General features: G+C 55.8%; 40 protein-coding genes. 20 read left to right on the forward strand and 20 right to left on the reverse strand.

The features are described 5' to 3' along the window. Positions 1–43 precede the first annotated feature (43 nt). Both C0058_RS14880 and C0058_RS14890 read right to left on the reverse strand, forming a co-directional pair. Positions 44–622: a hypothetical protein gene (locus C0058_RS14880; RefSeq protein WP_102368919.1), complete on the reverse strand. Its 579-nt coding sequence runs from the start codon at positions 620–622 to the stop codon at positions 44–46. Between the two features lie 386 nt (positions 623–1,008). Then, the gene (locus C0058_RS14890) at positions 1,009–2,139 is read right to left on the reverse strand and encodes an HNH endonuclease signature motif containing protein (protein WP_256579605.1); all 1,131 of its coding nucleotides are present in this window, start codon (positions 2,137–2,139) and stop codon (positions 1,009–1,011) included. Between the two features lie 207 nt (positions 2,140–2,346). Between C0058_RS14890 and C0058_RS14895 the strand changes: the two genes are divergently transcribed. After that, a complete protein-coding gene (locus tag C0058_RS14895) occupies positions 2,347–3,066 on the forward strand; it encodes a hypothetical protein (protein ID WP_158660289.1) in 720 nt (239 codons plus the stop codon). A 30-nt stretch (positions 3,067–3,096) separates the two neighbouring features. Here the strand turns inward: C0058_RS14895 and C0058_RS14900 are convergent, their stop codons facing one another. Beyond that, positions 3,097–3,495 carry a hypothetical protein gene (locus C0058_RS14900; RefSeq protein ID WP_102368922.1) on the reverse strand — a complete coding sequence of 133 codons (399 nt, stop codon included), beginning with the start codon at positions 3,493–3,495 and terminating at the stop codon, positions 3,097–3,099. A gap of 95 nt (positions 3,496–3,590) precedes the next feature. Between C0058_RS14900 and C0058_RS14905 the strand changes: the two genes are divergently transcribed. Beyond that, positions 3,591–4,490, forward strand: coding sequence for a hypothetical protein (locus tag C0058_RS14905; RefSeq protein WP_102368923.1), 900 nt, complete (start codon positions 3,591–3,593; stop codon positions 4,488–4,490). Positions 4,491–4,608: 118 nt separating this feature from the next. Further along, entirely contained in the window at positions 4,609–4,827 is a 219-nt protein-coding gene (locus C0058_RS32640; RefSeq protein WP_158660290.1) for a hypothetical protein, read from the forward strand. Between the two features lie 26 nt (positions 4,828–4,853). Here the strand turns inward: C0058_RS32640 and C0058_RS14910 are convergent, their stop codons facing one another. After that, positions 4,854–5,456: a hypothetical protein gene (locus tag C0058_RS14910; protein ID WP_102368924.1), complete on the reverse strand. Its 603-nt coding sequence runs from the start codon at positions 5,454–5,456 to the stop codon at positions 4,854–4,856. A gap of 109 nt (positions 5,457–5,565) precedes the next feature. On the opposite strand from C0058_RS14910, the gene C0058_RS14915 reads away from it, so the two are divergent. Beyond that, entirely contained in the window at positions 5,566–6,090 is a 525-nt protein-coding gene (locus C0058_RS14915) for a hypothetical protein (RefSeq protein WP_102368925.1), read from the forward strand. Positions 6,091–6,166: 76 nt separating this feature from the next. On the opposite strand, the gene C0058_RS14920 is transcribed toward C0058_RS14915, so the two are convergent. The 8 genes from C0058_RS14920 to C0058_RS14955 form a co-directional block, all read right to left on the reverse strand. Then, positions 6,167–6,634, reverse strand: a complete 468-nt coding sequence (locus tag C0058_RS14920; RefSeq protein WP_102368926.1) for a hypothetical protein — start codon at positions 6,632–6,634, stop codon at positions 6,167–6,169. A 69-nt stretch (positions 6,635–6,703) separates the two neighbouring features. Continuing rightward, the gene (locus tag C0058_RS14925) at positions 6,704–7,297 is read right to left on the reverse strand and encodes a hypothetical protein (RefSeq protein WP_102368927.1); all 594 of its coding nucleotides are present in this window, start codon (positions 7,295–7,297) and stop codon (positions 6,704–6,706) included. 7 nt (positions 7,298–7,304) lie between these two features. Next, the gene (locus C0058_RS14930) at positions 7,305–7,868 is read right to left on the reverse strand and encodes a siphovirus Gp157 family protein (protein WP_102368928.1); all 564 of its coding nucleotides are present in this window, start codon (positions 7,866–7,868) and stop codon (positions 7,305–7,307) included. Next, entirely contained in the window at positions 7,865–8,608 is a 744-nt protein-coding gene (locus tag C0058_RS14935; RefSeq protein ID WP_102368929.1) for a hypothetical protein, read from the reverse strand. The genes C0058_RS14930 and C0058_RS14935 overlap by 4 nt, the downstream gene beginning before the upstream one ends. Then, entirely contained in the window at positions 8,608–9,702 is a 1,095-nt protein-coding gene (locus tag C0058_RS14940) for a hypothetical protein (RefSeq protein ID WP_102368930.1), read from the reverse strand. Before C0058_RS14940 ends, C0058_RS14935 begins: the two co-directional genes overlap by 1 nt. A gap of 158 nt (positions 9,703–9,860) precedes the next feature. Beyond that, positions 9,861–10,055 carry a hypothetical protein gene (locus C0058_RS14945; RefSeq protein ID WP_102368931.1) on the reverse strand — a complete coding sequence of 65 codons (195 nt, stop codon included), beginning with the start codon at positions 10,053–10,055 and terminating at the stop codon, positions 9,861–9,863. After that, positions 10,052–10,243, reverse strand: coding sequence for a hypothetical protein (locus tag C0058_RS14950; RefSeq protein ID WP_102368932.1), 192 nt, complete (start codon positions 10,241–10,243; stop codon positions 10,052–10,054). Before C0058_RS14950 ends, C0058_RS14945 begins: the two co-directional genes overlap by 4 nt. After that, on the reverse strand, positions 10,240–10,677 hold the full coding sequence (locus C0058_RS14955) for a hypothetical protein (RefSeq protein WP_102368933.1): 438 nt from the start codon (positions 10,675–10,677) through the stop codon (positions 10,240–10,242). Before C0058_RS14955 ends, C0058_RS14950 begins: the two co-directional genes overlap by 4 nt. A gap of 215 nt (positions 10,678–10,892) precedes the next feature. Between C0058_RS14955 and C0058_RS14960 the strand changes: the two genes are divergently transcribed. Beyond that, on the forward strand, positions 10,893–11,183 hold the full coding sequence (locus tag C0058_RS14960; protein WP_102368934.1) for a DUF2622 domain-containing protein: 291 nt from the start codon (positions 10,893–10,895) through the stop codon (positions 11,181–11,183). Here the strand turns inward: C0058_RS14960 and C0058_RS14965 are convergent. Beyond that, positions 11,160–11,339, reverse strand: coding sequence for a hypothetical protein (locus C0058_RS14965; RefSeq protein ID WP_102368935.1), 180 nt, complete (start codon positions 11,337–11,339; stop codon positions 11,160–11,162). The two genes, C0058_RS14960 and C0058_RS14965, sit on opposite strands and share 24 nt — an antisense overlap. A 61-nt stretch (positions 11,340–11,400) precedes the next feature. Beyond that, entirely contained in the window at positions 11,401–11,655 is a 255-nt protein-coding gene (locus C0058_RS14970) for a hypothetical protein (protein ID WP_102368936.1), read from the reverse strand. 512 nt (positions 11,656–12,167) lie between these two features. On the opposite strand from C0058_RS14970, the gene C0058_RS14975 reads away from it, so the two are divergent. After that, positions 12,168–12,479, forward strand: a complete 312-nt coding sequence (locus C0058_RS14975) for a DUF1654 domain-containing protein (RefSeq protein WP_102370264.1) — start codon at positions 12,168–12,170, stop codon at positions 12,477–12,479. 53 nt (positions 12,480–12,532) lie between these two features. Here C0058_RS14975 and C0058_RS14980 read toward each other — a convergent pair whose 3' ends face one another. The 3 genes from C0058_RS14980 to C0058_RS14985 all read right to left on the reverse strand — a co-directional run bounded on the left by C0058_RS14980 (position 12,533) and on the right by C0058_RS14985 (position 14,417). Further along, positions 12,533–13,156 (reverse strand): hypothetical protein, encoded by a 624-nt coding sequence (locus tag C0058_RS14980; protein ID WP_158660291.1) that lies wholly within the window; start codon positions 13,154–13,156, stop codon positions 12,533–12,535. Then, positions 13,149–13,514 carry a hypothetical protein gene (locus C0058_RS32645; RefSeq protein ID WP_158660292.1) on the reverse strand — a complete coding sequence of 122 codons (366 nt, stop codon included), beginning with the start codon at positions 13,512–13,514 and terminating at the stop codon, positions 13,149–13,151. Before C0058_RS32645 ends, C0058_RS14980 begins: the two co-directional genes overlap by 8 nt. Positions 13,515–13,580: 66 nt before the next feature. Next, positions 13,581–14,417: a S24 family peptidase gene (locus tag C0058_RS14985; RefSeq protein WP_102370265.1), complete on the reverse strand. Its 837-nt coding sequence runs from the start codon at positions 14,415–14,417 to the stop codon at positions 13,581–13,583. Between the two features lie 112 nt (positions 14,418–14,529). On the opposite strand from C0058_RS14985, the gene C0058_RS14990 reads away from it, so the two are divergent. From C0058_RS14990 to C0058_RS15035, 11 genes are all read left to right on the forward strand, one after another. Next, complete coding sequence (locus C0058_RS14990; protein WP_102368938.1) at positions 14,530–14,766, forward strand: hypothetical protein; 237 nt, start codon at positions 14,530–14,532, stop codon at positions 14,764–14,766. Positions 14,767–14,816: 50 nt separating this feature from the next. Then, entirely contained in the window at positions 14,817–15,431 is a 615-nt protein-coding gene (locus C0058_RS14995) for a hypothetical protein (RefSeq protein ID WP_102368939.1), read from the forward strand. A 65-nt stretch (positions 15,432–15,496) separates the two neighbouring features. After that, positions 15,497–16,342: a replication protein gene (locus C0058_RS15000; RefSeq protein ID WP_102368940.1), complete on the forward strand. Its 846-nt coding sequence runs from the start codon at positions 15,497–15,499 to the stop codon at positions 16,340–16,342. After that, the gene (locus C0058_RS15005; RefSeq protein WP_102368941.1) at positions 16,332–17,138 is read left to right on the forward strand and encodes an ATP-binding protein; all 807 of its coding nucleotides are present in this window, start codon (positions 16,332–16,334) and stop codon (positions 17,136–17,138) included. Before C0058_RS15000 ends, C0058_RS15005 begins: the two co-directional genes overlap by 11 nt. 1 nt (position 17,139) lies before the next feature. Next, complete coding sequence (locus C0058_RS15010) at positions 17,140–17,919, forward strand: hypothetical protein (protein WP_102368942.1); 780 nt, start codon at positions 17,140–17,142, stop codon at positions 17,917–17,919. After that, the gene (locus C0058_RS15015) at positions 17,916–18,392 is read left to right on the forward strand and encodes a hypothetical protein (RefSeq protein ID WP_102368943.1); all 477 of its coding nucleotides are present in this window, start codon (positions 17,916–17,918) and stop codon (positions 18,390–18,392) included. Before C0058_RS15010 ends, C0058_RS15015 begins: the two co-directional genes overlap by 4 nt. After that, positions 18,389–18,904, forward strand: a complete 516-nt coding sequence (locus tag C0058_RS15020; protein ID WP_021491154.1) for a hypothetical protein — start codon at positions 18,389–18,391, stop codon at positions 18,902–18,904. The genes C0058_RS15015 and C0058_RS15020 overlap by 4 nt, the downstream gene beginning before the upstream one ends. Then, positions 18,901–19,059, forward strand: coding sequence for a hypothetical protein (locus C0058_RS32650; protein WP_158660293.1), 159 nt, complete (start codon positions 18,901–18,903; stop codon positions 19,057–19,059). The genes C0058_RS15020 and C0058_RS32650 overlap by 4 nt, the downstream gene beginning before the upstream one ends. Continuing rightward, positions 19,056–19,691, forward strand: coding sequence for a recombination protein NinG (locus tag C0058_RS15025; protein ID WP_102368944.1), 636 nt, complete (start codon positions 19,056–19,058; stop codon positions 19,689–19,691). The genes C0058_RS32650 and C0058_RS15025 overlap by 4 nt, the downstream gene beginning before the upstream one ends. Beyond that, positions 19,688–20,365, forward strand: a complete 678-nt coding sequence (locus tag C0058_RS15030) for a hypothetical protein (RefSeq protein WP_102368945.1) — start codon at positions 19,688–19,690, stop codon at positions 20,363–20,365. The genes C0058_RS15025 and C0058_RS15030 overlap by 4 nt, the downstream gene beginning before the upstream one ends. A gap of 156 nt (positions 20,366–20,521) precedes the next feature. Then, entirely contained in the window at positions 20,522–20,791 is a 270-nt protein-coding gene (locus C0058_RS15035) for a hypothetical protein (protein WP_102368946.1), read from the forward strand. Between the two features lie 130 nt (positions 20,792–20,921). On the opposite strand, the gene C0058_RS33250 is transcribed toward C0058_RS15035, so the two are convergent. Continuing rightward, entirely contained in the window at positions 20,922–21,179 is a 258-nt protein-coding gene (locus C0058_RS33250) for a carbon storage regulator (RefSeq protein ID WP_371857021.1), read from the reverse strand. 90 nt (positions 21,180–21,269) lie between these two features. On the opposite strand from C0058_RS33250, the gene C0058_RS15045 reads away from it, so the two are divergent. Together C0058_RS15045 and C0058_RS15050 are read left to right on the forward strand one after the other, a co-directional pair. Beyond that, positions 21,270–21,641: a chemotaxis protein gene (locus C0058_RS15045; RefSeq protein ID WP_025856073.1), complete on the forward strand. Its 372-nt coding sequence runs from the start codon at positions 21,270–21,272 to the stop codon at positions 21,639–21,641. Further along, on the forward strand, positions 21,641–21,958 hold the full coding sequence (locus tag C0058_RS15050) for a hypothetical protein (RefSeq protein WP_102368948.1): 318 nt from the start codon (positions 21,641–21,643) through the stop codon (positions 21,956–21,958). The genes C0058_RS15045 and C0058_RS15050 overlap by 1 nt, the downstream gene beginning before the upstream one ends. 39 nt (positions 21,959–21,997) lie before the next feature. Here the strand turns inward: C0058_RS15050 and C0058_RS15055 are convergent, their stop codons facing one another. Next, positions 21,998–22,456: a hypothetical protein gene (locus C0058_RS15055; RefSeq protein WP_102368949.1), complete on the reverse strand. Its 459-nt coding sequence runs from the start codon at positions 22,454–22,456 to the stop codon at positions 21,998–22,000. Between the two features lie 62 nt (positions 22,457–22,518). Next, positions 22,519–22,713, reverse strand: coding sequence for a hypothetical protein (locus tag C0058_RS15060; protein ID WP_102368950.1), 195 nt, complete (start codon positions 22,711–22,713; stop codon positions 22,519–22,521). An 88-nt stretch (positions 22,714–22,801) separates the two neighbouring features. On the opposite strand from C0058_RS15060, the gene C0058_RS15065 reads away from it, so the two are divergent. Further along, positions 22,802–23,326 carry a hypothetical protein gene (locus C0058_RS15065; RefSeq protein ID WP_102368951.1) on the forward strand — a complete coding sequence of 175 codons (525 nt, stop codon included), beginning with the start codon at positions 22,802–22,804 and terminating at the stop codon, positions 23,324–23,326.

The raw sequence follows: 23,326 nt of genomic DNA on the forward strand, positions 1-23,326 counted from the left end.
ATTCGGCGGCCTTTTTTTTGTACTAGGATTTTGTAGATCCGCTTCATGCGGCCATCTGCTGCTGTTCTTGGCGTAGCGCCTGCTGGACCACTTGGATGATCCGCTCAAGGTAGGTGTAATCGGGGATTGGCTCAGTAGCATCGTTGGTCAAGTGCCACCACTCATGCCCGAAAAGCTTGGTCATCAGTTCGCTGTGCGCTCCGTGGAGATGGTCGATTGATGGCGATTCGCGCAGATCTTCTGCCTCATCGAACCGCTCGCGGGTCTCGTCGGCGCCATAACAAAACTGGCGGCGCTCTTTCAGGACGAGGCGCTGCGCTTCCCTTGCAAGCGCTTCACCACTGAACTGCCGTGGCCTCATCGCCTGGTCGAAGTAGCCGATGATGTAGCCGGTGCTCAGCTTGCAGAAGAACTGCCTGATGCTCAGACCATCCCACATGCCGCCCCAGTAGGCCGTCCAGCTCTTGCCCCAGCAACTGACGGTGATCTTTCCCTTGCATGGGGCCAGGTCCTCGAGGAAGACGGTGATCGGGTCAAGGTTCGGCGCGCCGGTGATAACTAGCTTGGTGACTGTTGATCGCTCTACCTGCAGCGGCGCGGTCGTTTTGTTTTCTGTAGGCATGGGGAGTCCTTGCCGGGCCATGGCTGGGCGGTGGAGGTTATTAAGAGATCAACTACAGTTCAGCGATCAGCCAAAGGAGATTGGTATGAGCGTTACTGTCTGCGTTATATGTAGGGGCCGAGCTGAGGAGGGGTATCAGGTTGGACACTTTGTTGACTTCAAATGCCCGGACTGTGGGTTTTACTCAGTCAATCGTACGCTGCTTCGAGAGATGGAACGGTCGAAACAGCTGTTCAATGTTGAGCGTGCACGGCACTTTATTGCGGTCCATTCAAAATCAGGTAGTGTTGCGGCGATCGACCGGATCGAAGCAACATCTCACCAGTTGATAGCGTGAGTTATGCGCGGCCGGTGAGGCTGCGCGCCGCGCAGCAGGTACGAAATAATTACAACTTCGGCTCAATTCTGGCCACGTAAGTTTTCAACTCTTCGTTCTTCACCTTACCGTGCAACCCGTGATGGATTTCGCGGTGGCAGGCGGGGCAGATGGCACCTATGTAACGTGGATGGTCTAGGCCTCCATCTGATAATCGATTTACGTGGTGCGGCTCTAGGTATGGTGAGCCGTTTGTCTTCATAAAAGGCGCCGCTTTCTTACAGCTCTCACAGTTCCCGGCTGCCCTCTTTAAAACGTAATTGGAGATAGTTCTGCTGCGACGATATACGGTTCTGCGTGCCGATCCGCTCTCTCCAGCAGATCCTGCTTCCGCAGCCGCTAGAGCGCGCCTTCTCGCCTCGGCAAGTGACATAGTTGGATCTGGGGCTTCGTCTTCTCCTGAGAGCGTAGGGGAGTCGAGCTCGAGACCTACAGGGACAAGGTTGAACACAACTATTGCCCTGTCGTTACCAAGCTTGTCAGGGCCTCGGCGCCATTCATGGCTCGCACAGGTGTATTCGCCGAGGTACTTCTGGCCTAAACTTTTGCCGAGTATCTCGAAAACGTGCAGTGCTTTCCCCTGCTTCGAGTGCTCGAGAATTGCCAGGTTTCCTTTAGTCAGAGTCATATCACCGAGCTGGCCTTCGCCTGTGTAGCTGAAAACCTGCTCCTCGCTATGAGAGTCGGTGTATCCGTACTGACCACCTGAGTCGCCGGTGAAAATGAATACCGCTGGGGCTTGAGCTGAGGGGGCAATTCCACTCTGGCGACTGCCTCCGAACAAATCGTGAATCTCAGTTTGCCGGTCATAAACCTGACCCGCCACAAAGCGCAGCTCTGGATCAGTTGACCGTTGCAGTTCTACGATTGTGTATCCGTGCCGCTTCAAATATCCGTTTGTGGGCTGACCACCTGAGAACAGTCCTACCGGCGTTCCAGTGGCCAAAGAAACTATTTTTTTTGCAGGGTATAAAGTGCTGTTCGCGCTGATTGCGTAGCGATGCGCTTGGTTTTCAGTCCAGCCCTTCCATTCGGGGGCGTGGCGAAATTTTTCATCGAACTGTTTTAGAGCTTGGTCCAGCTTTGCTTTTTTTACCGCGGGGATTTTCAAAGAAACGTCCTTGTGGGCAGCAGCATTCATCAGATAGTCAATGCTCGCTCGCCCAGGCGGATGACGCAATAGCGAAATGCTGGCTCAATCTCGGCGAACCAGGCGGCGCGCATGCCCAGCGGGTGCCAGGCCTGTGTCGCGGCCTCGATGGCGCTGCACACACTGCCCTAGGTGAGAAAATTTCTCCGGTCTGGCAGCATTGAGAATTCTCCAAAATAAAATCATGGATGTTTAGAAATGTCAGAAGAAAAACCAGTTAATCCTTTTAAGAAACGATTAAGAGCTTCGCCTGAAGCAAGGAAGAGGATGGCGGAGCATCAAGCGTTATCGGCAGTAGACGACTTGTCTGCATGGAAGTCGATTTATCAGCTTTCGATTGAGTTGCGGAACTTTGAAATATCCCAGTTGGTGCAAAGAAATAATTTTTTCATGATCTTTCAAGGTGTTTTGCTTGCAGGTATATGTCAATCGGCAGGGCAAATTCCCGTGGTTAGTATGGTTATTTGTATAGTTGGTGCTCTAGTTGCTCTACTTCAGGCTGGCATGGCCGCCGGGGCGAAGTATTGGCAGGAACATTGGGAGCTGAACACGACTACCTCAGAAAGCGCCATGGTAGAGCTGCTGCAACGGCATCGTGTGATTCGATATATAATGTCTAGACAGAAAATGTCTATCGATAAAGGTATAGAGAATAGACTTTTGAATCGTCAGGCCTTTGTTACCTTGTTCGGAGGGGATTCAAACAGGGAAAAAATTCGGGATGGGTTGAAAAAGAGCAGGCCAAAAGCTTTTCTGCTTAATGAGTTAATTATGATGAGATTCTCGACAAGCAGGATACCAATTTATGTCGGGATTGTGCTTGCTTTTGGGTGGGTTACTTTGTTTGTTTGCACTTTTCGAATTCCCGGTCTCGACCTGCACGTTTTGGAAAGCATAACTGGATTTAAGCAGAAATAGGCGTATAGCAGTTTAGTAGATGGGTTCGAATCAGGCTGCCTGCTCTTGCTGCTCCAGAGGCTTCGGCGGCCACTCCGAAAAGCCCACCCGTGGAGCCTTCGTCTTCGGGTTGACTATCGTCTTGCCCTTGGCGTCCACCAACACGGCCTTGGCCCTGATCTGCATATCGCGGCACCTCAGCGTTGTGCGGGCCAGCTCAATGAACTGCTCGGCGAACTGCGGCGCATCGAACAGCGGCGAGAGCTGGCGAACCGTACCCCCCCCCATGATCTTTTCGGTGCGCTTGGCGACCAGCTTCAGCCATTCAGCTTCCGGTATCGGCTCGACGCCGCCAGGAGCCTTCGGGTTCTTCCGGGTGCCGGCCGTTTTCTTGCGGGCCTCGGTCTTGGCGACATCGAGGGTCATTCCAAACACAGCGAAGGTGCTCATGGGTTATCTCCAAGCGTGCGCCTGCATCGTCGGCTGGCGTGATTCGTTAATTTGAGGTATTAAAATGAGGTTTTTTTCATGGAAAGGGGGGAGCAATGGAGCATGGGCAATGCAAGTTGTGTGGTTCCGCTGGAGAGTTGAAACTTAGCCATTTCATACCGAAGTTCGTGGGGAAGTGGGTTAAAGAAACCTCCGCGACGGGATTTATACGATTTAACGGTGATATAAATAAAAGAGCGCAGGATATTGCAAAGGACTACTGGCTCTGTGGCGTTTGCGAGCAACTTTTTTCTGGCTGGGAACGTGAGTTCGCTAACAGGATATTTTACCCATTTGTAAAGGGTGAAGCTGATTCCGTTAGTTACGGTGATTGGCTTGCTAAATTCTGCGCGTCAATTAGCTGGCGCACTTTAAGTTACATGCGGCACTTAAATGTTAGAGGTGACACGGAGCAGAGCGAAAAGGAGGCGCTAGCACTTAACGGGCTTGCCAATTTTATATTGGGTAATTCAAAGAGCCCTGGCATCTATGAGCAGCACATTTTTCCATTGGAACCTATTGAAACTACGAACGCTGATGTCCCAGTCAATATAAATCGGTATTTTTTGAGAAATATGCATATGGATGTTCTCTCCAGTAGTGCTGGTGAGTTAATGATATATACAAAGATGCCAAAGTTTATAATTCTCGGGCTTGCCGGCCATTCCCAGTCAAAGCTGATGCGCGCAAGCAGAGTGTCAATCAAAGGAGGGAAAATTTCCCCTACTAGTTATTTTTGGCCGGATGGTTTTGCTCAGTACTTATTTGAAAAGGCCAAAAAAGTCTCAGATTTATACAAAGGTATGGCACCCGCGCAGCACGGCATTATCGAGAGGGCACTTATGAAGAACCCAGATCGCGCCGCATCCTCAGGTACTATAAAAGCATTTCAGCATGATGTTGAAATGTTCGGACGCAAGGTTTTTCTGCCCGGCGATGGTACTAGCTCCGAATGATATTCCCTGGTTTTTGAAAAAGTAAATTCATGCAGTGCCCAACACCATCAGCGATAGCAATTTGGTTTGATATGGGGTATTACGGGTGACCGGCATGGAGCCGGATCAAGGAGAGGAAATGAGCTACTTAAAAGATGTCTCAACAGGCTTAAAGCCGTTCAGCCCATTGACCACAGAAGACCTTTGTTTCGAATGTGGTGAGCTGATTACTGCTGGAGCGGTCCGATACGACGGATACGCCACTCCGGAAGAGCTTAAGTGCCTCTACCTTCATCCTAGCTGTGCGGCAATCGTTGGGCAGCGCTTGATTACAGACGGTTACCCCAACCGCCGCTGATCATTTTTAAAAGAGTGTTAACCGCCTCAGGCTGTGATGCGCTCGCCAATCACCTTGGTGGTGAAGCTCACCGAATACTCGGTTGTCAACTCGAACAGGCCGTTGCAGGTGTCGCATTCCATGTTCTTGTCGCCGTAGTCCTCGGTTTCAATGTGGATCACGGTGGCGCAGTGCGGGCATTTGCATTTGTCCAGGTTGCGATAATCCCACTCGTCATAATCGGTCTCGGCGACCCTGGCCAGCGCTGCGGCTTTCGCAACGGCGTCTTCTGCGTCCTGGCAAGGTTTGCAGGTGAAGCCGTCAGGATGGCCCCACGGTGTTTCCGTGAGCTTCGAGCGGTGAGTGCTGCACAGGCGGCAAACATTATGTTTGTCGCAAACCGAGTAGCTGTACTTCTCACCGGTTCCGTTGCACTTGGCGCAACCAGAAACCCAGTACCAGGCGCCATCGATTCGCTCGGCGTACAGGCCGTTTTCCGGGGGGCGCAGGCTGACTTCAGGCAGGTCAGTAGTGGTACGGTGAAATCTGTGATGATCCGCCCCGTTCCACACGTTGAGGCTGCCGTTACGTTGGCGCTGGGTCCACTCACCCGGGATCTCCGGGATCAGGATCTTCGTGTTCTTGTCCATGGATTATCTCCTGTCAGGCGCCGCCCTCCGTTACCGGTGGTGGCAATTTGGTTTGGGGTAGGGTATTTAGTCGCGTCGGCAAGCGAACGAATTAACTCAGGGATAGGTAATGCAAGCTCCTACAGACAATCTTTATAAATTCATGGCAATTGCAGGGTTAATCTGTTTTTTGTTTTTTTACTTCGATTACAGCAAAAGATACGTGTTGTTGAACGAGAGCATCAACTCTGCTCGCATGGATACTGCTGTTATAAGCGCTAAAATCGAGGCGTATCGAGGGAAACAGTCCTATGTCCAGCAAAGAATTAAAGAGGCTGAGCGCGACAATCTAAGTCTTGAAGTTTATACGAGTATTCGAAAGTCTTGGGAGGATAACTTGCCAGGCCTTGACGAGCTTGTCTTGCTACAAGCGAAGAATGTGCAGAGCGTTGAAATAATTAAGGAGTCCCGAGCTGAGCTTGATTGGCTATTCCGGATCTATCTAGGTCTCGGGATGACTTCGCTTCTCCTATGTTTGTACGGTATGTATCTTTGGTATTTCAGGACCCAAAGATTTTTAGATTTAAAGGAGAAAAATGTCGTTCCTCCACGTACGAAGTCTAAATTTCGTGAGACGTTGCCTAACAGAAAGTAAAATGGAGTGCGCCGGATAGTTGCAAGCTGTCAGCTCTCTATGTGTTGGTGATAGATATTGGGATTCCTCGATACTTTCATTCGCTCATTTTTAGCGATTCAGCAAAGCCTGCATTTCGTAATTTGCGCGCCACGGTTTCGGATATCTCATAACCGTGGCGCTTAATTTCGAAGAGTGGCGATGACTTCTCGGCGCCAAGCGAGTGGGCATGTGCGATCAGTCGCCAGATGGTAGCCCGGTCCTTTGTTTCGCCCAGCTCGGCAGTGAACGTTGCCAACCGGTCACGCATTCCCTGGCGGAAGTAGTGGCGGATGATGTCGGACGGCCCTTTGACTTTCGGCGGCGCCGCCGGCATATCCTCGGCCCGGCCATTCAGCACCAGCAGCTGCACCGCCTCGCTGACTTCTTCGATCTCATGCCAGCGCATCAACTCGTCGAGCATCTGCCGGGTGCCGTACGGGACCGTGTGCCGCAATTCCTGCTCGCCCAGCTCCTGCCGCTTCTCGGCAAGCTTGGCCGTGCGTTCCTTCTGTTCGGCTGCCATGGCCTACCTCTTCTATTCCGCTGGCCGGCAGTGCGAGCCAGGTTTGACGTTTGCGTTGCTGGGTGCGGGCTATGCGGCGCATCGAGTGGCCCTCCGGACCAGCTTTGGATAGTCGATCCCGTGCGCCGCGATGATCCGCTCGAATGCCTTGCTGCCGATCGCCAGCTTCCCGCAGCACTGTCGGCGGGAAATCCCCAGTTCCTTGAAGGCCTTGATGCGCTCGGCGAACTTCGCGTCGCGCTCCTTATCGACCGTGTTGTGCACCAAGTTCCGGGCGCCGCCTCTCGTTGGCGCCTTGAACGTGATGTCGTACCGGGCGGCGTAGTTGTAGATGAGACGACGGCTGACACCGAGTGCAGCAGCTACTTCGGTTTGGGTGTGCGTAACGCCAAGCTGGCGTATCTGCTCAGCCAGCTTGAGTCGCTCCTGGGTGCGGATATCGTCTTTATCGAGCGGCAGGGGAGTTGCCTCAACCCGGCGCCGAACAAACGGCTTCGGCGCCGGCGGCATCTGGTTGCTGTAGGTGATTGGTTTGGGCTTGTAGCCGATGGGCGCCGCTTCTTCGATCTGGCCGCCGCCGGCCAGGAACTCGGCGACCTGGGCCGCGAGTTCATCCGAGGCCGGGCGTAGTGCCTCGACCAGGCTTAGGTGGTTGCTGATCATGAAGGCCTCACTTGATGCGTATCGAGCTATCACCGCGCTCAAGGTGTGCCCATTTGGGCTCTTCGATCAGTTCGTGTTCGGCGTCCTCGCCAGCGGCCATTCGCTTACGCACCGCCTCGTTGTGATCGCGGATTTCCTTGAGCTTGGCGGCGATGGCCTTTTTGTCTGGCGTGATGCTTGATTTCACAGAGGTCAATTCGTCCGGAACTGCTTCTTCGTTATCAACGATCACCCGCTCACTGCCCATGGCCAATGTGATGGTGAACAAGGGGCGCTTGATCGATTTGATGTTGGCGGCTTCCATGTTGCGGCGCAGGTAGTCGCTGATCTGCGAGACGCTGTTGGATTTGACGCGCTTCAATTCGGCCAGGCGCTCAATTTCGTTTTCGATAGCAGTGACGTCGCTCTCGATATTCCGGCGCAGCATGACGATGTTGTCGGCCTTGATGTTGAAGTCGCCCTGGATCTCGTCCATGGCGTACTGCAGGGCCTCTTTCAAGCCCTCGTCGTCTGTATCGGCCATGGCCTGTAGTTCGGCGAGCTTACCGGTGAGTGCGTAGAGTTGAGTCATGCTGCGGCCTCCGTGCCTTTCTCAAGCACAGCTTTGCGCTCCTCGAATGCTCGAGTGATTCGCGCGATGAAGGTGGGTTCGTTGCGACGAGTTGCCTCGCGGATGTATTTCACGTTCAGAAGCTTGAGTTCGTGAGTCGTGACGGCTTTGCAGATGGTTTCGACCGCTGAGGCAAGCCAGTCGACACGCTCTTGTTTTTGGCGAAGTATCTCGGCGTCCTTGTCCTCGGCTTTTTCAAGCTTAAACTCTTCGGTGATGGTGTCGACGTAGGTCGGATCGTCGAACATGCCCATGTAGATGTCGGCGGCGAACCCCAGGGGCTGCAGGCATTTACCGATGGCGTCCGTCAGCGATTTTTTTGCCGCGTCCCAGTCAGTAAGAATTTTTCCCTGCTGCAGGTAGATAAATGGCGTATGGCCGTAGTGCTGCACCGTGCATTTTTGCCCGGCGTTGCCCAGGTACCAAAGTTCGATTTTTACGGTGTGCAGCTTCGCGCAGATCGTTGGTGCCTCCGGCCACTCTTTTGTGGGTGCCTGGAGCGGTGCACCCTCGTCGAATCGATCCTCCAGGACGCTCCAGCCCCAGCCCTCACCGCATGGTCCGAAAATTTCTGTTGCCTTGCGCATGAGGTAGGTTGGTCTGATCGCTGTGCCCTTAAAGCCACCTGCGCCAGTGTATTTTTTTGTAGCGTCAGGGTCGGTTGTGTTGACCTGATCCCAAATTCTCGTGTTCTCGGACATTACTTATTCCTCCAGCCGTCAGCACGCTTGACCAGTTCCTTGAAGGAAGCTGCGGGCAGCCTGCTCAGGTATTTTTTGTTGTCGCGGTACCATTCTTCCAGGGCAGCTTTGGGTGTCTGGATGGCCACGACGTGGGCGACCTGCTGTTTGTATGAGGTCGAGTTGGCGACTTGCGAGTGGAATGTCCGGCTCACCACTACGGTGTTGGTCATTCCCTGCTTGACCAGGGTGTTCAGCTCTTCCTGGGATTGAACGGCAATGGCGCCCGGGTGCTTCTGCTGGAACAACCTGTAGCAGGCCTCTCTCACAAGCTCGGTGCTGCCGTACTCGACGTATTCAACGTCGAGAATTCCTGCCTCGATCTTCTCCGCCACTTCATCCAGGCGCCCGGTGTCGATCCAGGCGTTTTTGGATACCTGTTTCAAGTCCCAACCGCTGACCGTCTGGCGGTCACGCTCAAGCTGCAGGTATTCGGGGAGGATGTCGTAGCCGTAGGTCAGGTCGGTGTCGCAAACAAACAGCGTGCCGACGTAAAGCTTTCCGGGCCGGGAGGGCAGGATGTGGCCGTACTTGGTGCCGATCACGTCGCTCATTGGTGGCTGCATGCGCAGGCACATGCTGCGGATTTCCGCTTCGTCATGATCGGTGAGGCCGGAGACGACGAATTCAACACCCTGGTTCTGCCGGTGCGCAGGGGTCTCGTTGATGCATAACACTTCGGCGTCAAACTGGTCGCTGTGCCGGAACTCTGGTACCCATTGTTTGTTGCCGTTCAGCACCTTCACGTCGTAGCCATTCCGGGTCAGCACCAGCAGGGCGATTTTGTAGCCCTCGCCGAAGCTGCCGATGGCATCTGTGCGGTCAGACTTGGACGTGCTGCCCAGCACCAGCGTGCTCGCCTCGAGCCTTGCAAAGCGGCTGGTGATGAACAACTGGCCGTCAGCGAAGGCATATTCGAAAGGTGACTCACTATCCAGGGCGTTCTGCACCAGCTCCCGGATGGCCTCTTTCAGGCCCCAGTGACGGACGTAATCGCGGGACAAGGGAAGTTCATAGGATTTGGAACGGATGCGATCTGCAATTGCTGCGAGCATGGCGATACTCCCGCGCCATCCTTGCGGGGCGCTGTGAGGCATTGGTTATTGAGTGATTTGATCAGCGAGGGCGCTTAGCAACATCAGGAAGGTGAAGAGGGCGAGGACCGGGAAAGAGCCGCGCCAGATCAGTAGGCGCCTGGTGCGCTGGCGGGTGGTCACGGCCGAACCCTCACCGCAATTCGACCGCCCTTCATGGTTGCCGCCAGGCGCTTCGGCAAGGTTGCCACGGCACGGTCACGCGGTTGGCCGATCACTTCATTGAAGGGGAGGCCGAAGCCCAGCATGATCAGCTTGGACTCCACGTCGTCGAGCTGCTCGTCGATTAGCGATTTAACCGGTGCGGTGGTCATGCGTCCTCCTTGCGCTGCGTGGTGATCTTCAGCAGCCGCTGGCAGTAATGGTTGAATTCTTCGACGGTGATCGCGTCGCCGGTGAGCATGTTCGTGATCATCCGCACCACGACGGCTTGGGCGCCTGGTTCGCTGCTGGGATGCTCCAGTGCCTCCAGCGCTTCATCGATCAGGATGTGCGGGCTCATAGATCTGCATCCACATCGTCTTCGCGCTCTTCCCGTTCCGCCGCTACAGCGTCTTCGGCATACGGTCTCAAAAGCGCTACAGCGATCTTCTCGACCGCTTCAATGGGCCGTTGCTGGCCCAGCAGGTCGGCAGCGTGGGCCCGCGCATCGCTCTGGCTGCCGAGCATTGCCGACAGCAGCAGGCGGGCAAACGCGTCACGCTGATCCAGGCCGTCTATCTGGCGCTGGTTCAGATGGCCTTGCAGAACAGTGCAGAACCGGTCGAACGTCACAACCTGCGGCTGGCCGTAGCGCCGCTTCCACTTGATGTCGACGCCGCATACTAGGCGCTCTGCCGAATGCTCAAGCCAGTCGGTCACCTCGTTGCTATCGCTGACCTCTGGAGGCAACTGAGCGTCGTAACGCTCCTGGCAAATATTCAATGCTGCGTTCATGGTCGCCTCCAAGGTGGCGGGTTGATCACCTGTATTCGTCAACACTCAAGCCTCCCGCTGGTTGCCGATGGGCGCGGGGGAGGAGTGCTGACGTAATAGAGGTGGGGAAGGGAGACGCCTGTTTTTGCAGGGGCAGGCTCCCTGTTTCCTCGCTTTCCACAGTCGAGGGAAACCCATATGCTTCGATTTCCACAGTTGAGATAAGGAAGATCGATATGCCGCATTTCATGGTGCGTGTAGAGCTGTTTGGCGCCGGCGCAGAAGAGTACGAGCGCCTGCATGCCAACATGGACGCAATGGGTATTGAGCGAGAAGTAGTTTTCACTGGCGGCGTCAGACATCAGATGCCGGCTGGAACCTACTTTGGCTCGAGCGCTTTAGGCGCAACAGCTGTGCGAGATAAGGTGCAGCGATTCGCTAATCCACTTTCTCCACATAGAGAAGCAGCCATATTCGTGTGCGAGGCCAAAGATAATCAGTGGTCAGCCTTCCTCTATCCCGCCTGATACGAAGGCTGCCGTCTTACCCCAAGGAACCACGTCAACGGCGTGATAACGAGCAATTCCCAGTACTCGCTTAAAAGCGGCATTGAAGTCAGTGCCGCTCTTCTCGGCAAACTCTTTCACCAACGCTTCAACCTCTCCAGCCTGCTCGTCGTTCATCGCCTTTCTCCGGTTGTTTTCCCAATGCACCCGTCACCAGGTGCATCAGTGAACGGGCCCGTCATGCTGCGAACAGATCTTGCTGATGCGGCTGCGGCATGCAGCGCTGGAGCCCGGCGCGGATGGCTGATTCCAGCAGTTCGGCGTCTTGCTCAAGCTCAGGGAATTCCCCCGCAAATTCGCACACCGCGCTGCGCAGCCCGGCTGCCTCACGCTGCAGAGTTGGAAGCACGATGCTGATCATGTTGCCGATCGTGCGCAGATCCAGGCTGCAATCCCGGCAGAGCCGGATGTAGTCGAGCATGTACTTCGGCATTTTGGTGTCCTCCGTTGATTTCCAATGCCGCCTCATAGAAGCGGCATCAGTAAATCTTTGGGTGTTTCATCTCCACCACGCGCATCGCCCGATTCATATCTCTGGCCGACGTCACACATTTCGTGAGCGGTGTTCTTCGCCGACCGGCTTGCGTGGTTTCGCGTACTCACATCTGGTGAGCACGGCCAGTTCCAGAGCTGGCGTGGAGATCGAATTTATTGCTCGCGCTGTGCCCATTGCTGGGGATCGATCTGCGAGGTTCCCGTGCTGTTAAAGAGCGGTGGGCTGTGAGGCCCTTCGCAGTGGCTGTGTATCGCTGCGATGGTGTTAATTTAGCCCCAAGCTAAAATATCGTCAATAGCTCAGAGCTAAATATTTAGCGACAGGCGAAATTATCGCGACCCGCCAGGTCTATGACTGAGGTCCATAAGCGCTTTACGCGCCAGTTAGCAGTGAGCTATGATTTTTCCACTGGCTGTATGGATATACAGCGTTCAGTCGGGGGAAATTTTATGGCACAGAAGCAGGCGGCACTGGCAGCACAGCAGGAAATTAGTGGTATGGAGCGCCTTGCGCTACGCGTCTCATCGATGATCAATCACCCGGTCGCGCAGGCGCAGCGCTGGGTGACGATTCATCGTCTGGACACGGACGGGGATCGGGAGTGGGAAGAGGTGCTGAGCGTGATCGCTGACACCGACGAGCTTGAGTTGACGCTCAATGACGACGGCAGCGTTACGGTGAGGTGGGAGCAGCAGGAGGTGGAGAAGGCAGGGAAGGGCGAGCCCACATTTGAGCCGGAAGAAGAGGTGGCGCCTTTTTAGCGCGCAATAAAAAGCCCGCTTTGGGCGGGCTTCAATTCAACGAGACTAAAGATCTACGAGCCGGATAGTGTAAATACGTACCTCAGAGCGACTCCGAGCAATGCTGAAGCGATGGCTCCAATTACAATCGCTCCGCCCAAATACTTACCCATCGTAACCTTGATACCGTTGACATCCTCACCAACCTTCTTCGTATCTGCTTTGATGGAGCTTACGTCCTTTTCGATCCGGTCAAAACGCGATTCTGATATCTTTTCCAGCGCTTTATCGCGCTCTAACTGAGCCGCTAGAAAGCCTGAAAATCTTTCGGCTAGCGCTGCATCTCTCGCGATCTGTTCATTTCGAAACGATTCTTGTCTCAGGTCAAATTCACGTTTTAACTGCTCATCACGCAAAGCAAGCTCTTTACGATATTCATCTGACCGCCTTTCGCCGTCCTTTTCCATGCGCTCTATGCGCTTATCCATCCGGTCTTCAATACTGGATAAGGTTGACCTTAGCTCGTCCCGCGTTATGTCGTTCATTTTCCGAGTATCACTCGTTACAGGTCTATTGTCATCAACAAGGTCTGCTGCCAGGGTGCTCGATTTTTGATTAATCCCCGGAAATCTAGTGCAGGCTTCGAAATGATTTTTCATATCATTCGCTGTTCCAAATTTGGTCGTTGCGCTACTCATCGCTGGCTTCCACAGCTGACGAGTTATCGTCGTCGATCAAATCTGAGTCAGGCCTTGGATTGTTTTCCACCCATTCGTGAACAGTTGAGGCCATGTGGGTGCGAAGATAGCCGCAACTGTTACAAAAATATCCAAAGGTGGACATGTAAAACATATCAGGTCGGTTTCGTACAGGCATACCTAGGCGAAGCGTTGGTCCGTCATCGTCAGGGCAAAGGATAGTCCAATCCTCTCCCTGACAAAGCGGGCAATTTTCATCCTTACCTGCTCCTTTTGCTACAAGGAATCTTGCAAAGTCCTTAGAATCAACAGCAAACATCGTGAGCCGCTTCGGCTTTGACTCGGGTGTATCGGTCATTTATAGGCTCCCTGCATCATGCATTTTCAACCTGCCAGCCTCGTTGTCACGTGGTGAAATTGAGACCTATACCGGTTGTCCGTTCCATACGTAAAGCACCCGGGCCAGGATATGGGTGTCATCCACCCGGATGTCTTCGGGGTCGTGGTGCTTGTTGTCCGAAATCATTTTGAAGCGATCCTTGCCTTTCTTTTGCAGGCGCTTCACGTACAACATTTCGTCGTGGGAGAAGAGGTAGATGCCGTCCCCGGTGAACTCCCGGATCGTGATGTCGACCAGTAGCGGGTCTCGATCCTTGATGGTTGGAGCCATCGACTGACCCCACCCGGTGATCATCTTGAGGTGGAAGTGCTCTTTGAAGGTGACACCTAGATCACGCAGGTGCTTGGGGCTGACCCTTATGTCCTGGAGCATTTCCGGATATTCGTGCGGGATCTGCCCGCCACCCATCGCCGCGCGCACATCGTAGTGCGCAATCCACACCTCATCGCCGACCTGGCCAGGGCGAGAGAAGTCGACAGTTATGACGTTGCTCGACTCGTCAGCGGCCGCAATAATCCTGTCACGAGCTGTGCTCGTTAAACCTTTGACCTTCGAAAGCATCTGCTTTATCTGGTCCGCCGCTGTCTGTGCGGATGTCTCGTCTGCGTGATCGCTCGAAGTCAGCTCTTCAGCTGGAGTTATCGACTCACCTGGCGATATGGAGTCAAACCAACCTCTGGGCAGCCCCTCGATCGCCTCGATTCTCCGCGCTACATCGTCTCCCAAATTCTTCGCTGTCTTGTCCGACAAAATCTGGCTCAGGTGCGCAGGCGCCATTCCCCAGCGCTCGGCGCACGCGCCTTTTCGCTGGTTTCCTATGAGGCTGATCAGTTGCTTTTTACGAATCGCATAAATATCCATGCGGGCAAGAATGCCAGCGTTTAGCTCAATGCTAAATGTGCTCAAAGCTAAATATTCCTTGCTACGATATTAGCCATAAGCTAAATTTCTCCCATGTTTAAGGAGAGATCCCATGAATGACCATCTGCGTGACTGGCTCGCCAGCGCTTCAAACGAACGGCGCCAGTCAGTGGCTGCTGCTGCCAAGACGACGGTAGGGCACCTGTGGCAGCTGGCAGGCGGTCACCGAAAAGCCTCGGCCGACCTGGCAGAGCGCCTTCAGGACGCATCAGCTGGAGAGATCACCATCGCAGGTTTGCGACCGGATCTTCTCGACCTGGCGCACAAAGTCCTACGCGGCGCCGCCTGACATCCCTGTTCGCCGTTCCATTGAAGCCAGATTAGAAGAGAGCAGCCCCCATGCAAACGTCCAGTTCCAGACACACCGTACAAACTCGTGATCAGGTGCTGGTCGCACACGCTGCAAACCAGATCGCACGCACCAGCCTGAGCCAGGACGACTTCGCCCAGGCACTGAGCCGCGAGCTGCATCTGTCCTGCCCAGAGAAGGCCGTCGCCAAAGAGGTGCCGGACTTTGCCGCGCTGACCTTGCAGAACGACGTGTCCGACTTTGTGAAGGCGACCGGCCGCTGGCTCAAGCGTGTTCAGCGCTGGTTGTCCGGTGATCAGGAAATGCCGTCCTGGCTGGAAGAGTCGTGGGTAAACGCCCTTGAGCCTGAATTCCGCGACCACTGCGTGAACGAACTGGCGAGCCGCCACGGGCTGACTGGCGCCCGCCAGATGACCAGTGACCAATGCGCGAACAAAAGCTTCGGCGCACTGATCCGCGCCCTGGGTGATGTGATCGACACCGGCAGCGAAGTGTTTGACGACCAGGTGATGTGCGAACTGGATCTGCCGCACCTACCGGCATTCGCCAAGCAGTGCCGCCAGGTTGAAGCGAAGGCGGGGGAGCTGGGGCGCCGTGCCGAGCAGTTGCTCGCGGCGGCTCGTCCACTGAAATCCATAGCCTGAATTACAGGCACAAAAAAGCCGACGTACGAGGTCGGCTTCTTCAACAGCTTTGAGCGAGAGAAATCATGCCAAACATTGTTCCGATACACAACCCTCGGGGGTTCACCCGAATGGACAACCAGATGATGGATGGCTTGATGGCCATCGATTTGTCGGCGCGCGAAATGAAGATAGTTCTGTACGTGGCAAAAGCCACCTTGAACTTCAGCACGGGCGCCCATCGCATCCCGGCGGTCGATATCGCTAAGGCAACCCACATCCACCCTGACACCGTGTCGAAGGCTATATCCGGCCTGTTGCGCCGTCGCGTGCTGTATCGGGAAGGTGGTGCACGCGGTGACATCGGCGTTTGCGACCCAAAAGAGTGGATCTTTGTAGTAGAGCCGAAACAGACCATATCGTCTGATTCGGCTCAGGTGGTCCGAATCGGCTCAGCCGCGAAACAGACCAAAACCGACGACTCCCTTCTTTATACAAAGAAAGAACCCCTATTAACTCTTTCTACGAAAGAGATTAATCCGCCCCAAGAGCCGGCCGAACTTCCGAAGCCTGATCGCAAGACTCCGTTCGGCATGGCGCAGTTGTTGGCCGACAACCCTCACAACGTCCCTGAGCAACTGCTGGCCGACTGGCTGACACAGCGCAAAGCCAAGCGCGCCGCAGTGACCGCCACCGTCTGGGCGACCGTGAACACCGAGCTGGCCAAGTGCGCCGAGGCCGGGATCACCCCAGACGACGCAATCACCGAAGCGCTGAATTCCGGCTGGCAGGGTTTCAAGGCTTCCTGGGTGATCAAGCGCCTGGCGGAATCCGCCCAGGTGCCGGCCCCTCAGTCTCGTCACACCGGTTTTGCTGACCGCAACTACACCGATGGCCTGATTCAGCGTGAGGACGGTTCCTATGCGATCTGAGCCCGTCCAGCAAAGCCCAGAACTCCCGCCGGGCACCCACATCCAGCCCGCCGAGTGCGAGACCCACGGCCACTACGACCAGAAGATTTTCCCGGTGCTGGGCAAGGAGTTGAAGAGCGGTTGCCCTGAGTGCGGCCGGATCATTCGCGAAAAGGCTGAAGCTGCCGAGCTGGCCAACAAGGCGATGGAGTTGCGCATGTCCATGGAGCGCAAGCTCGGTGCCGCGCTGATCCCCAAACGCTTCGCCAGCAAGACTCTGGACGGCTACGTCGTCACCACCACGGAACAGCGAAAGGCGCTGAACACCTGCCGCCGGTATGCCGCCGAGTTCGCGCAGATCGCCGAATCGGGCCGCTGCTTGTTGCTGTTGGGCAAGCCCGGTACCGGCAAGACGCACCTGTCCGTGGCGATCGCCAACGAGATCATGGCCAGGTCGAGCGCAACAGCGGTGTACCGCACTATCGGCGCTGTGCTGCAGGCCATCCGCGCGACCTACGACCAATCCAGCGACCAAAGCGAAAGACAGATCCTGTCGAGTCTGATCAGTCCCTCGTTGCTCATCCTGGACGAGATCGGCGTCAGCAAGGAGAAGCCCAGCGACTTCGAGCTGACGACCTTGTTCGCAATCATCAACGGCCGGTACGAAGAGCTGCGCCCGACGGTGATCGTTTCCAACCTGGATGGGCAGGCGCTGCCAGGAGCCATCGGCGAGCGCTGCATTGATCGGCTGCGGGAGGGCGGGGTGATCGTCATTCCGTTTGAGTGGGAATCGCAGCGCGGCAAGGAGGGATTTTGAAATGACTGACTACACCGAACTGAAGCGGCTGGCCGAGGCCTGCATCGCTGCCGGCGAATACCTGCCGGGTGAAGCATGGGAAGAGGACCGTAGCTATTGCCAAGCAGAAGTGGCGTTTCTTGAGTTCGTGCCCGTGGCAACACCTGCCGCAGTCCAGGCGCTGATCGCCGAGAACGAGCGCCTGAAGACATTGCGGAGCGCAACCGAGCGTGATCTTGCGCAAGAGCTTGAGGTTTGGCGGAGCGGCCCGTCCTGCTGGAGTTGCGGCGATACCGGTGACGTGCATGACATGGTCGGCGAATGGCGCGGCCAATGCGATTGCAATGCAGCCAAGTTGATTGATGTTTCCAGCGAGCGCAAGCAGCTCAAGGCCGAGAACGAGGCGCTGAATACGGCCATTGAAGACCTTGAAAGGGGGCGCGTTGCGGGCTTCGAGGAATACGATTTCACCCGCCTCAAGGATCGCCGTGGAGACCAGAAGGTTTTCGAAATCACCATTGAAACCGAGTGCGGTTGTGACGTCGAAGAGGGCGAATACACCGTCCGAATTACGCATCTGCTGGGCAATTGGCTGGGCTCTGACGACTTTGGGTTAATCGCAGACGCTGTGGCCGAAGTAGTTGCGGATCTTGGCTTGCCGGAAGAGGGCTATACCACCTTCATCGCTTATGAGTCGGGCGAACGGCAGGACGTGTACTGCACCAAGTGGTTTGAGATTGCGACTGTCGCCTCGGTACTGGCCGAACCGGGCGCCGCCATGGGCAAGGGAGAGCAGTCATGAACCCGATCATTACTCACCAAATGCAACCATGCCCTTACAGCTGCGTGTCGACCTGCATGGCAATGATTGTTGGTCGGCCGGCACAGGAAGTCATCGAAGAGATGCACAAGCCCTATCGCGACGGCGACCTGACCATGCGGCAGATGCTAGAGCGCCTCGGCGTTGAATACACGGCTTTCTTCAGCCTGGACTGCCCACCCCTGGCCGATGAGGGGGCTTATGTGTGCACGTCACCTTCGCTCAACATCGAAGGCGGCAACCACCAGATCCTGATCGAGGTCACCGACGAGGGCTACTTCGTGCTCGACCCGGTTCAGGGGCGCGAGGACCGCAAGTATTACGTGGCGCGCGGGAAGGGTGAGGGCAACCCGCTGGCGATCGACCTTGGCGGCTTCGTCGTCGATGCCTTTATCTCGCGCGACCATCTTTTGGCCCAGCGCACCGGCGAGACTTTGACGGAGGCTGCAGCATGACTAAGCCCGCCAAGCCCCGTCCAATGCCTGTGTACCTGGTGCTGCGCCGCCTGGTCGATCCTGCTACGGGCAAGGAGGTTGCAGCGTTCGTGCCGTCCTCCGACGCCGACCGGTCAATCCTTCGTGAGCGGGATTTCCGGATCAACACGAAGATCCGCGCCGACCTCAAGCAGCCGCGCAATCCACGGTTTAACGGATTGGTCCACGGCCTGGGCCGGGTGCTGAGCCAGAACATCGACCGGTTCTCCGGCAAGCAGTCCCACGACGCGATCAAGGCACTGCAGTTGGAGTCGGGCGTGTACTGCGACGAGGAAGCGTTCGACATTCCGGGCCTGGGCCAGCTTACCCGCAAGACGCCCCGCAGCCTTTCCTACGACTCGATGGGGGAGGAGACATTCCAAGACTTTTGGCGCCAGTGCTGCGCGTACCTGGTGCTGCACGACTGGCCGACGCTCACGGAAGAGCGACTGACCGAAATGGCAGAGTTTGAAGCATTTAAGGAGGCTGCATGAAAAACGGAGAAGCAATTGTGATTCTCGCCGGTGGCACTGCCTGGGTTTGCGGAATCGCGCTCGCAAAGGGTTTCTGGATGACGGCCATAAGTGCTGTGCTGCCCCCCGTGGCCTGGGTGCTGCTGGCTGAGCATCTGATGGGGGCGGTCGCATGAAGCGCACTCCGCTACTGCGCAAGACACCGCTCACGTCTGGTGGCCCACGCCGCCGGCGCTGCCCAGCGTGCCGAGTGATGTTCGTGCCTGCCCGTGCCGCGCAAACCGTATGCGGGGAGATCGAGTGCGCAATTGCTTATGGGCAGTCGGAGAAAGGACGGGCGATCGCTGGTAAGGCGCTGGCCGAAGTAGGGCGCCGCGAGATCAAGGTCCGCAAGGAGAAGCTGAAGACAAGGGCCGACCACCTCCGCGAAGCCCAGGCCGCAGTGAACGAGTACGTCCGCCTGCGCGATGCGCACCTGCCTTGCATCAGTTGCGACTCGACGCCGAACGACAACGATCTCATGACTGGCAGCCGGTGGGACGCTGGGCACTACCGATCTGTCGGTGCCTGTCCAGAGCTGCGCTTCGAGCCGCTGAACATCCACCGCCAGTGTGTGAAGTGCAACCGCAACCTTTCCGGCAACGCGGTGGAGTACCGAATCCGCCTGGTGCTGCGCATTGGTGCCGAGAAGGTGGCCTGGCTGGAAAGCCTGCACCCACCGTGCAAGTACACCGTGGAAGAGATCAAGGCCATCAAAGCCGAATACCGGGCAAAGAACATAGAATTGAAGAAGGGGCAGGCAGCATGAAACTGATCAACGCACGTCAAGCGTGGACTGATGCGCAGCACGAATCGAACGCCTCAATCAGTGCTGCGGCGGCTGATCGGGCCAAGTCCGCAACCGTAGTCAGGAAGGAAAAGGCAGCGCTCCGAGAGATCATCTTCGCTGCCCAGGGCGATGATAAGGAAGAGCGCATCATGGCTGTGCGCCAGAAGATCAGCATTGCCGAAACGCGGCGCGCACCAATTGGCCGCTCCACACATCGTGCAGCTCACCTTCTCACCATGGGCAAGGTGCAGAAGGCAATCGAGTCGCTCCCGTTCCAGGTGCAGCAGCTTGGCCACTACCTCTACCACCCATGCATGACCGTCGTGCACATGCTCAACGCCGAAAAGCTGATTTGGGCTGATACGGACTTTGGCGCGCTCACCGACGCCAAGGCAGCGAAGGTTCATTGCCTCATCACCTGCGCCCTGCAGTCCTACAAGGTAGAGGTGAGCGGCGGTGACGCATGGGGCCCGGCTCGAGTGTCTGACGCCATGATGAAGCTGTATGGGATCACCATCGAACCCAAGCACTGGGACCGTGACTGGCTCGACATCTGGAGTTTCCTGCGAAAGGCCATAGAGGAAGTGGATATTAAGGCTCAGGAGCCTGTATGGCAGGTGATACACGCGGAAAACTCTGAGGATGCGGCATAAAGTTGTTGCTATGGTGGGGAATTTGATGTACTTTTCCCACACTGCGCAACTTACATCCAGCGCACGACCACATCGAAGCCCGGCCACTGCGCCGGGTTTTTGCATTCTGGTTTCAACTGAAGCATTCTTTGAGCTCAATGGAGCGAGACTTATCAGATGAATCAGGAAATTGCACTCGAAGTAATAACGTTGCATGACGTTGTGAAGAAGCGGCTGGACAGCGAGCGTCCAGAGGGGATTCAAGTAGGCCTGCCTTTGTTTTCGAATAAATTATCGCCGAAGGATTTGGAGCAAATACGAGCCGATTTACACGCGAAGCTGAAGGCGGAGGCGGTGGTAGATGGTTTCGAACCTCTGGTTGCACTCGCCCGTCCTCAAGACGAGAACGAGGCGGGTAGCTTGATCGTGACTTTTCAAAAGATCTGACCTGAAACTTTCCGGCTGGGGATACAGCCCGGCCACTTCGCTATTTTGAGCCTCGGCATTCGCCGGGGCTTTTTCGTTTTCGGCTCCACCACACCCATCGCTCTGAGCTGGGAGTGCTGCTGGGGCTGACCTATTTCAAAGCCTCCACTGCGGAGGTAATAGAGCGATCATCGAAGGCGCTTCCGTCTTGCTCTGATCGAACAATCCGCATGTTCTTAGGCGCGCTGACCCCTAGAGACACGGTGTCGCCTTCGACCTTGATCACCTTGATTTGGATTTCTTCGCCGATGTATAGGCGTTTATTGGGCGTTTTGGCTATGACTAGCAATGGGTATCCCTTTTGATTGGCTCCTGTATCCGTGGGATTAATTGCATGAGTTCTGCGCAAAAAATGTAGGACTTGTCTGATTGTTCTGCCGAAAGGCCTTATTTAATCCTTCTCTCCTTGATCGGGAGAACAACAATACATGGAGTGACGATGGATCCTACTGACCTCGGACCAGGCACAGCTACCTGGCTGGGCGGTAGCGCCACCGTTGTACTGGGCGGCCTGCTTTGGCTGCGCCGCTTCCTTTCCAAGGATGCGACCGACCGGGCAATGGACAGCGCCGATATCGGCACGCTAAAGCGCCTGAACGAGTTGCTGAACCAAGAGCGCGCCGCCCGCAAAGAAGCCGAGGCCCGCGCCGATCAATTCGCGAAAGAGCGGAATGACCTTGCAGCCGCCGTTGGGCGCATGGAAGGCAAGATCGAAGCACTCACAAGCCAGGTCGCTCAACTCACTGACCGCGTGACGCAACAGAGCGACGAGATCACTCGCCTGCGCACCAAGCTGGGAGGGATCGCCTGATGGACAGATGCGCACTGGAATTTATCGCACGCCGCTGGTGGCGCCGGGCCGAAGTCTGGGCGATTGCCGTCGTGCTGGTTGGTGGTGGTGCCGTCCTGGGTTACCAGGCCGCCTACTGGTCGCTCGCCGAGAGCCAAAGCAATCAGGTCAAGGGCATCCGCGAGGCGTACGACACCGCGATGACTGAGCGTGATAAACGCCTGGAAGAGTTGACTCGCAAGACCGGTACCGCCGCCGACAAAGCCACGAAGGCTGCAACGACAGCGGCCCAGGCTGCCGACAAAGCGGACGAAGCCCTCAATCGGGTATCGCAGTAATCCGCGCCACGTTTTCGTAACTCACAATTTGTGGCGCAGTCATGAGCTGGCCCAGGCTGACGCGGCCGAGATGCCCATTTGCGCCCCGATGCCGAGTGCCTTTTCTGTTAGGGATTTAACAGAGCTCAAGACGCCATCTCTTGCGGCGTCTTGAAGCTGAGTGCCGATGCTGGCCCCATTCAAGCTATTTGGCGTTTTAAGCACCTCTAAGCCCTTCGCCGAAAGCACGCACCCTTTGAAAATACCAGCGAGCTCATCAATACCATCTTGCTTTTCAGACCATATGTAGCCGGCCTGGATTAGCCACGACATTGTAAATTTGAAAATATCAAGTTGGTGAAAGTAGTGCTTATCCCATGCCTCGAACTTAGGATCCAATGCTGATGTGTCTTCAGACACCATCGGCTCGACGATGATACGCATCGGAAAGCTGTGATACAGCTTGGCCAGTATGAGCCCTACCGCATTGTCGAATTCGTCGATGTTAGATTCTGCCATGCAACCCCCAGTAGGCTGGATGATTGTTAGAGTTGTGCCGCAGGTGAGAGCGGCACTAGGGCTTACTGGTTGAGTGCCTCTTCGATCTTGTCTGCATAGGCGCTGAGATTTTCCAGTTCGCCCTCTAAACCGCCGCTTTTCTGCACGCTAGCGAGTATCAACTCCAGCGCGCTGGCAACCGCCGCTGCACGGCGAATAGATTTGCGATCTGTGCCCGAGGCGTTCGTGTTTGTGATTAGCTTGAATGTTTCAGACATGAATACTTCCTTGCATTAAGTTGATCCTCACCAATACCGGCAACGCGCCACTATTTCAACCCCGCCTTTAGGTAACCTGAGACAATTTATGACAACCAAGCAACCCGACTGGGAGGCAATCGAACGTGCCTACCGGGCCGGGATGCTTTCCTTGCGCGCCATGGCGGAACAGTTCGGCTCAAAGGAGTCGACAATCCGCAGCAGGGCAGCCAAGAACGGATGGAAGATGGATCTGACCGCCCAGGTAAAGGCGGCAACCAAAGAGAAGCTTTCGCGCAGCATTTCGCGCACCACCGTCGCGCAATCTGATGTGCGCGAAGATGCGCAGATTATCGAGGAAGCCTCAGACGTTGCGGCCTCTATCGTGCTGTCACACCGTGCTGATCTTGCGCAATGGCGCGGGATCGCGAATAAGCTGCGCGAGGCATTGGACGAGCTACTGGTCACTGAAGATAACCACGGCGACTTTGCCCGCTCCCTGAACGCTGGTGTTGATGCCCAGCTCAAGGTCATCAAGGGCGAGCGCCAAGCCTACAACCTCGACACCGAGACCGGCGACAAGACAGTCAGCGACCTGGCTGCACTGATGGACGATCTATCGAAGGAAGCCTGA

This window comes from Pseudomonas sp. NC02 (assembly GCF_002874965.1).
Lineage (GTDB): Bacteria > Pseudomonadota > Gammaproteobacteria > Pseudomonadales > Pseudomonadaceae > Aquipseudomonas.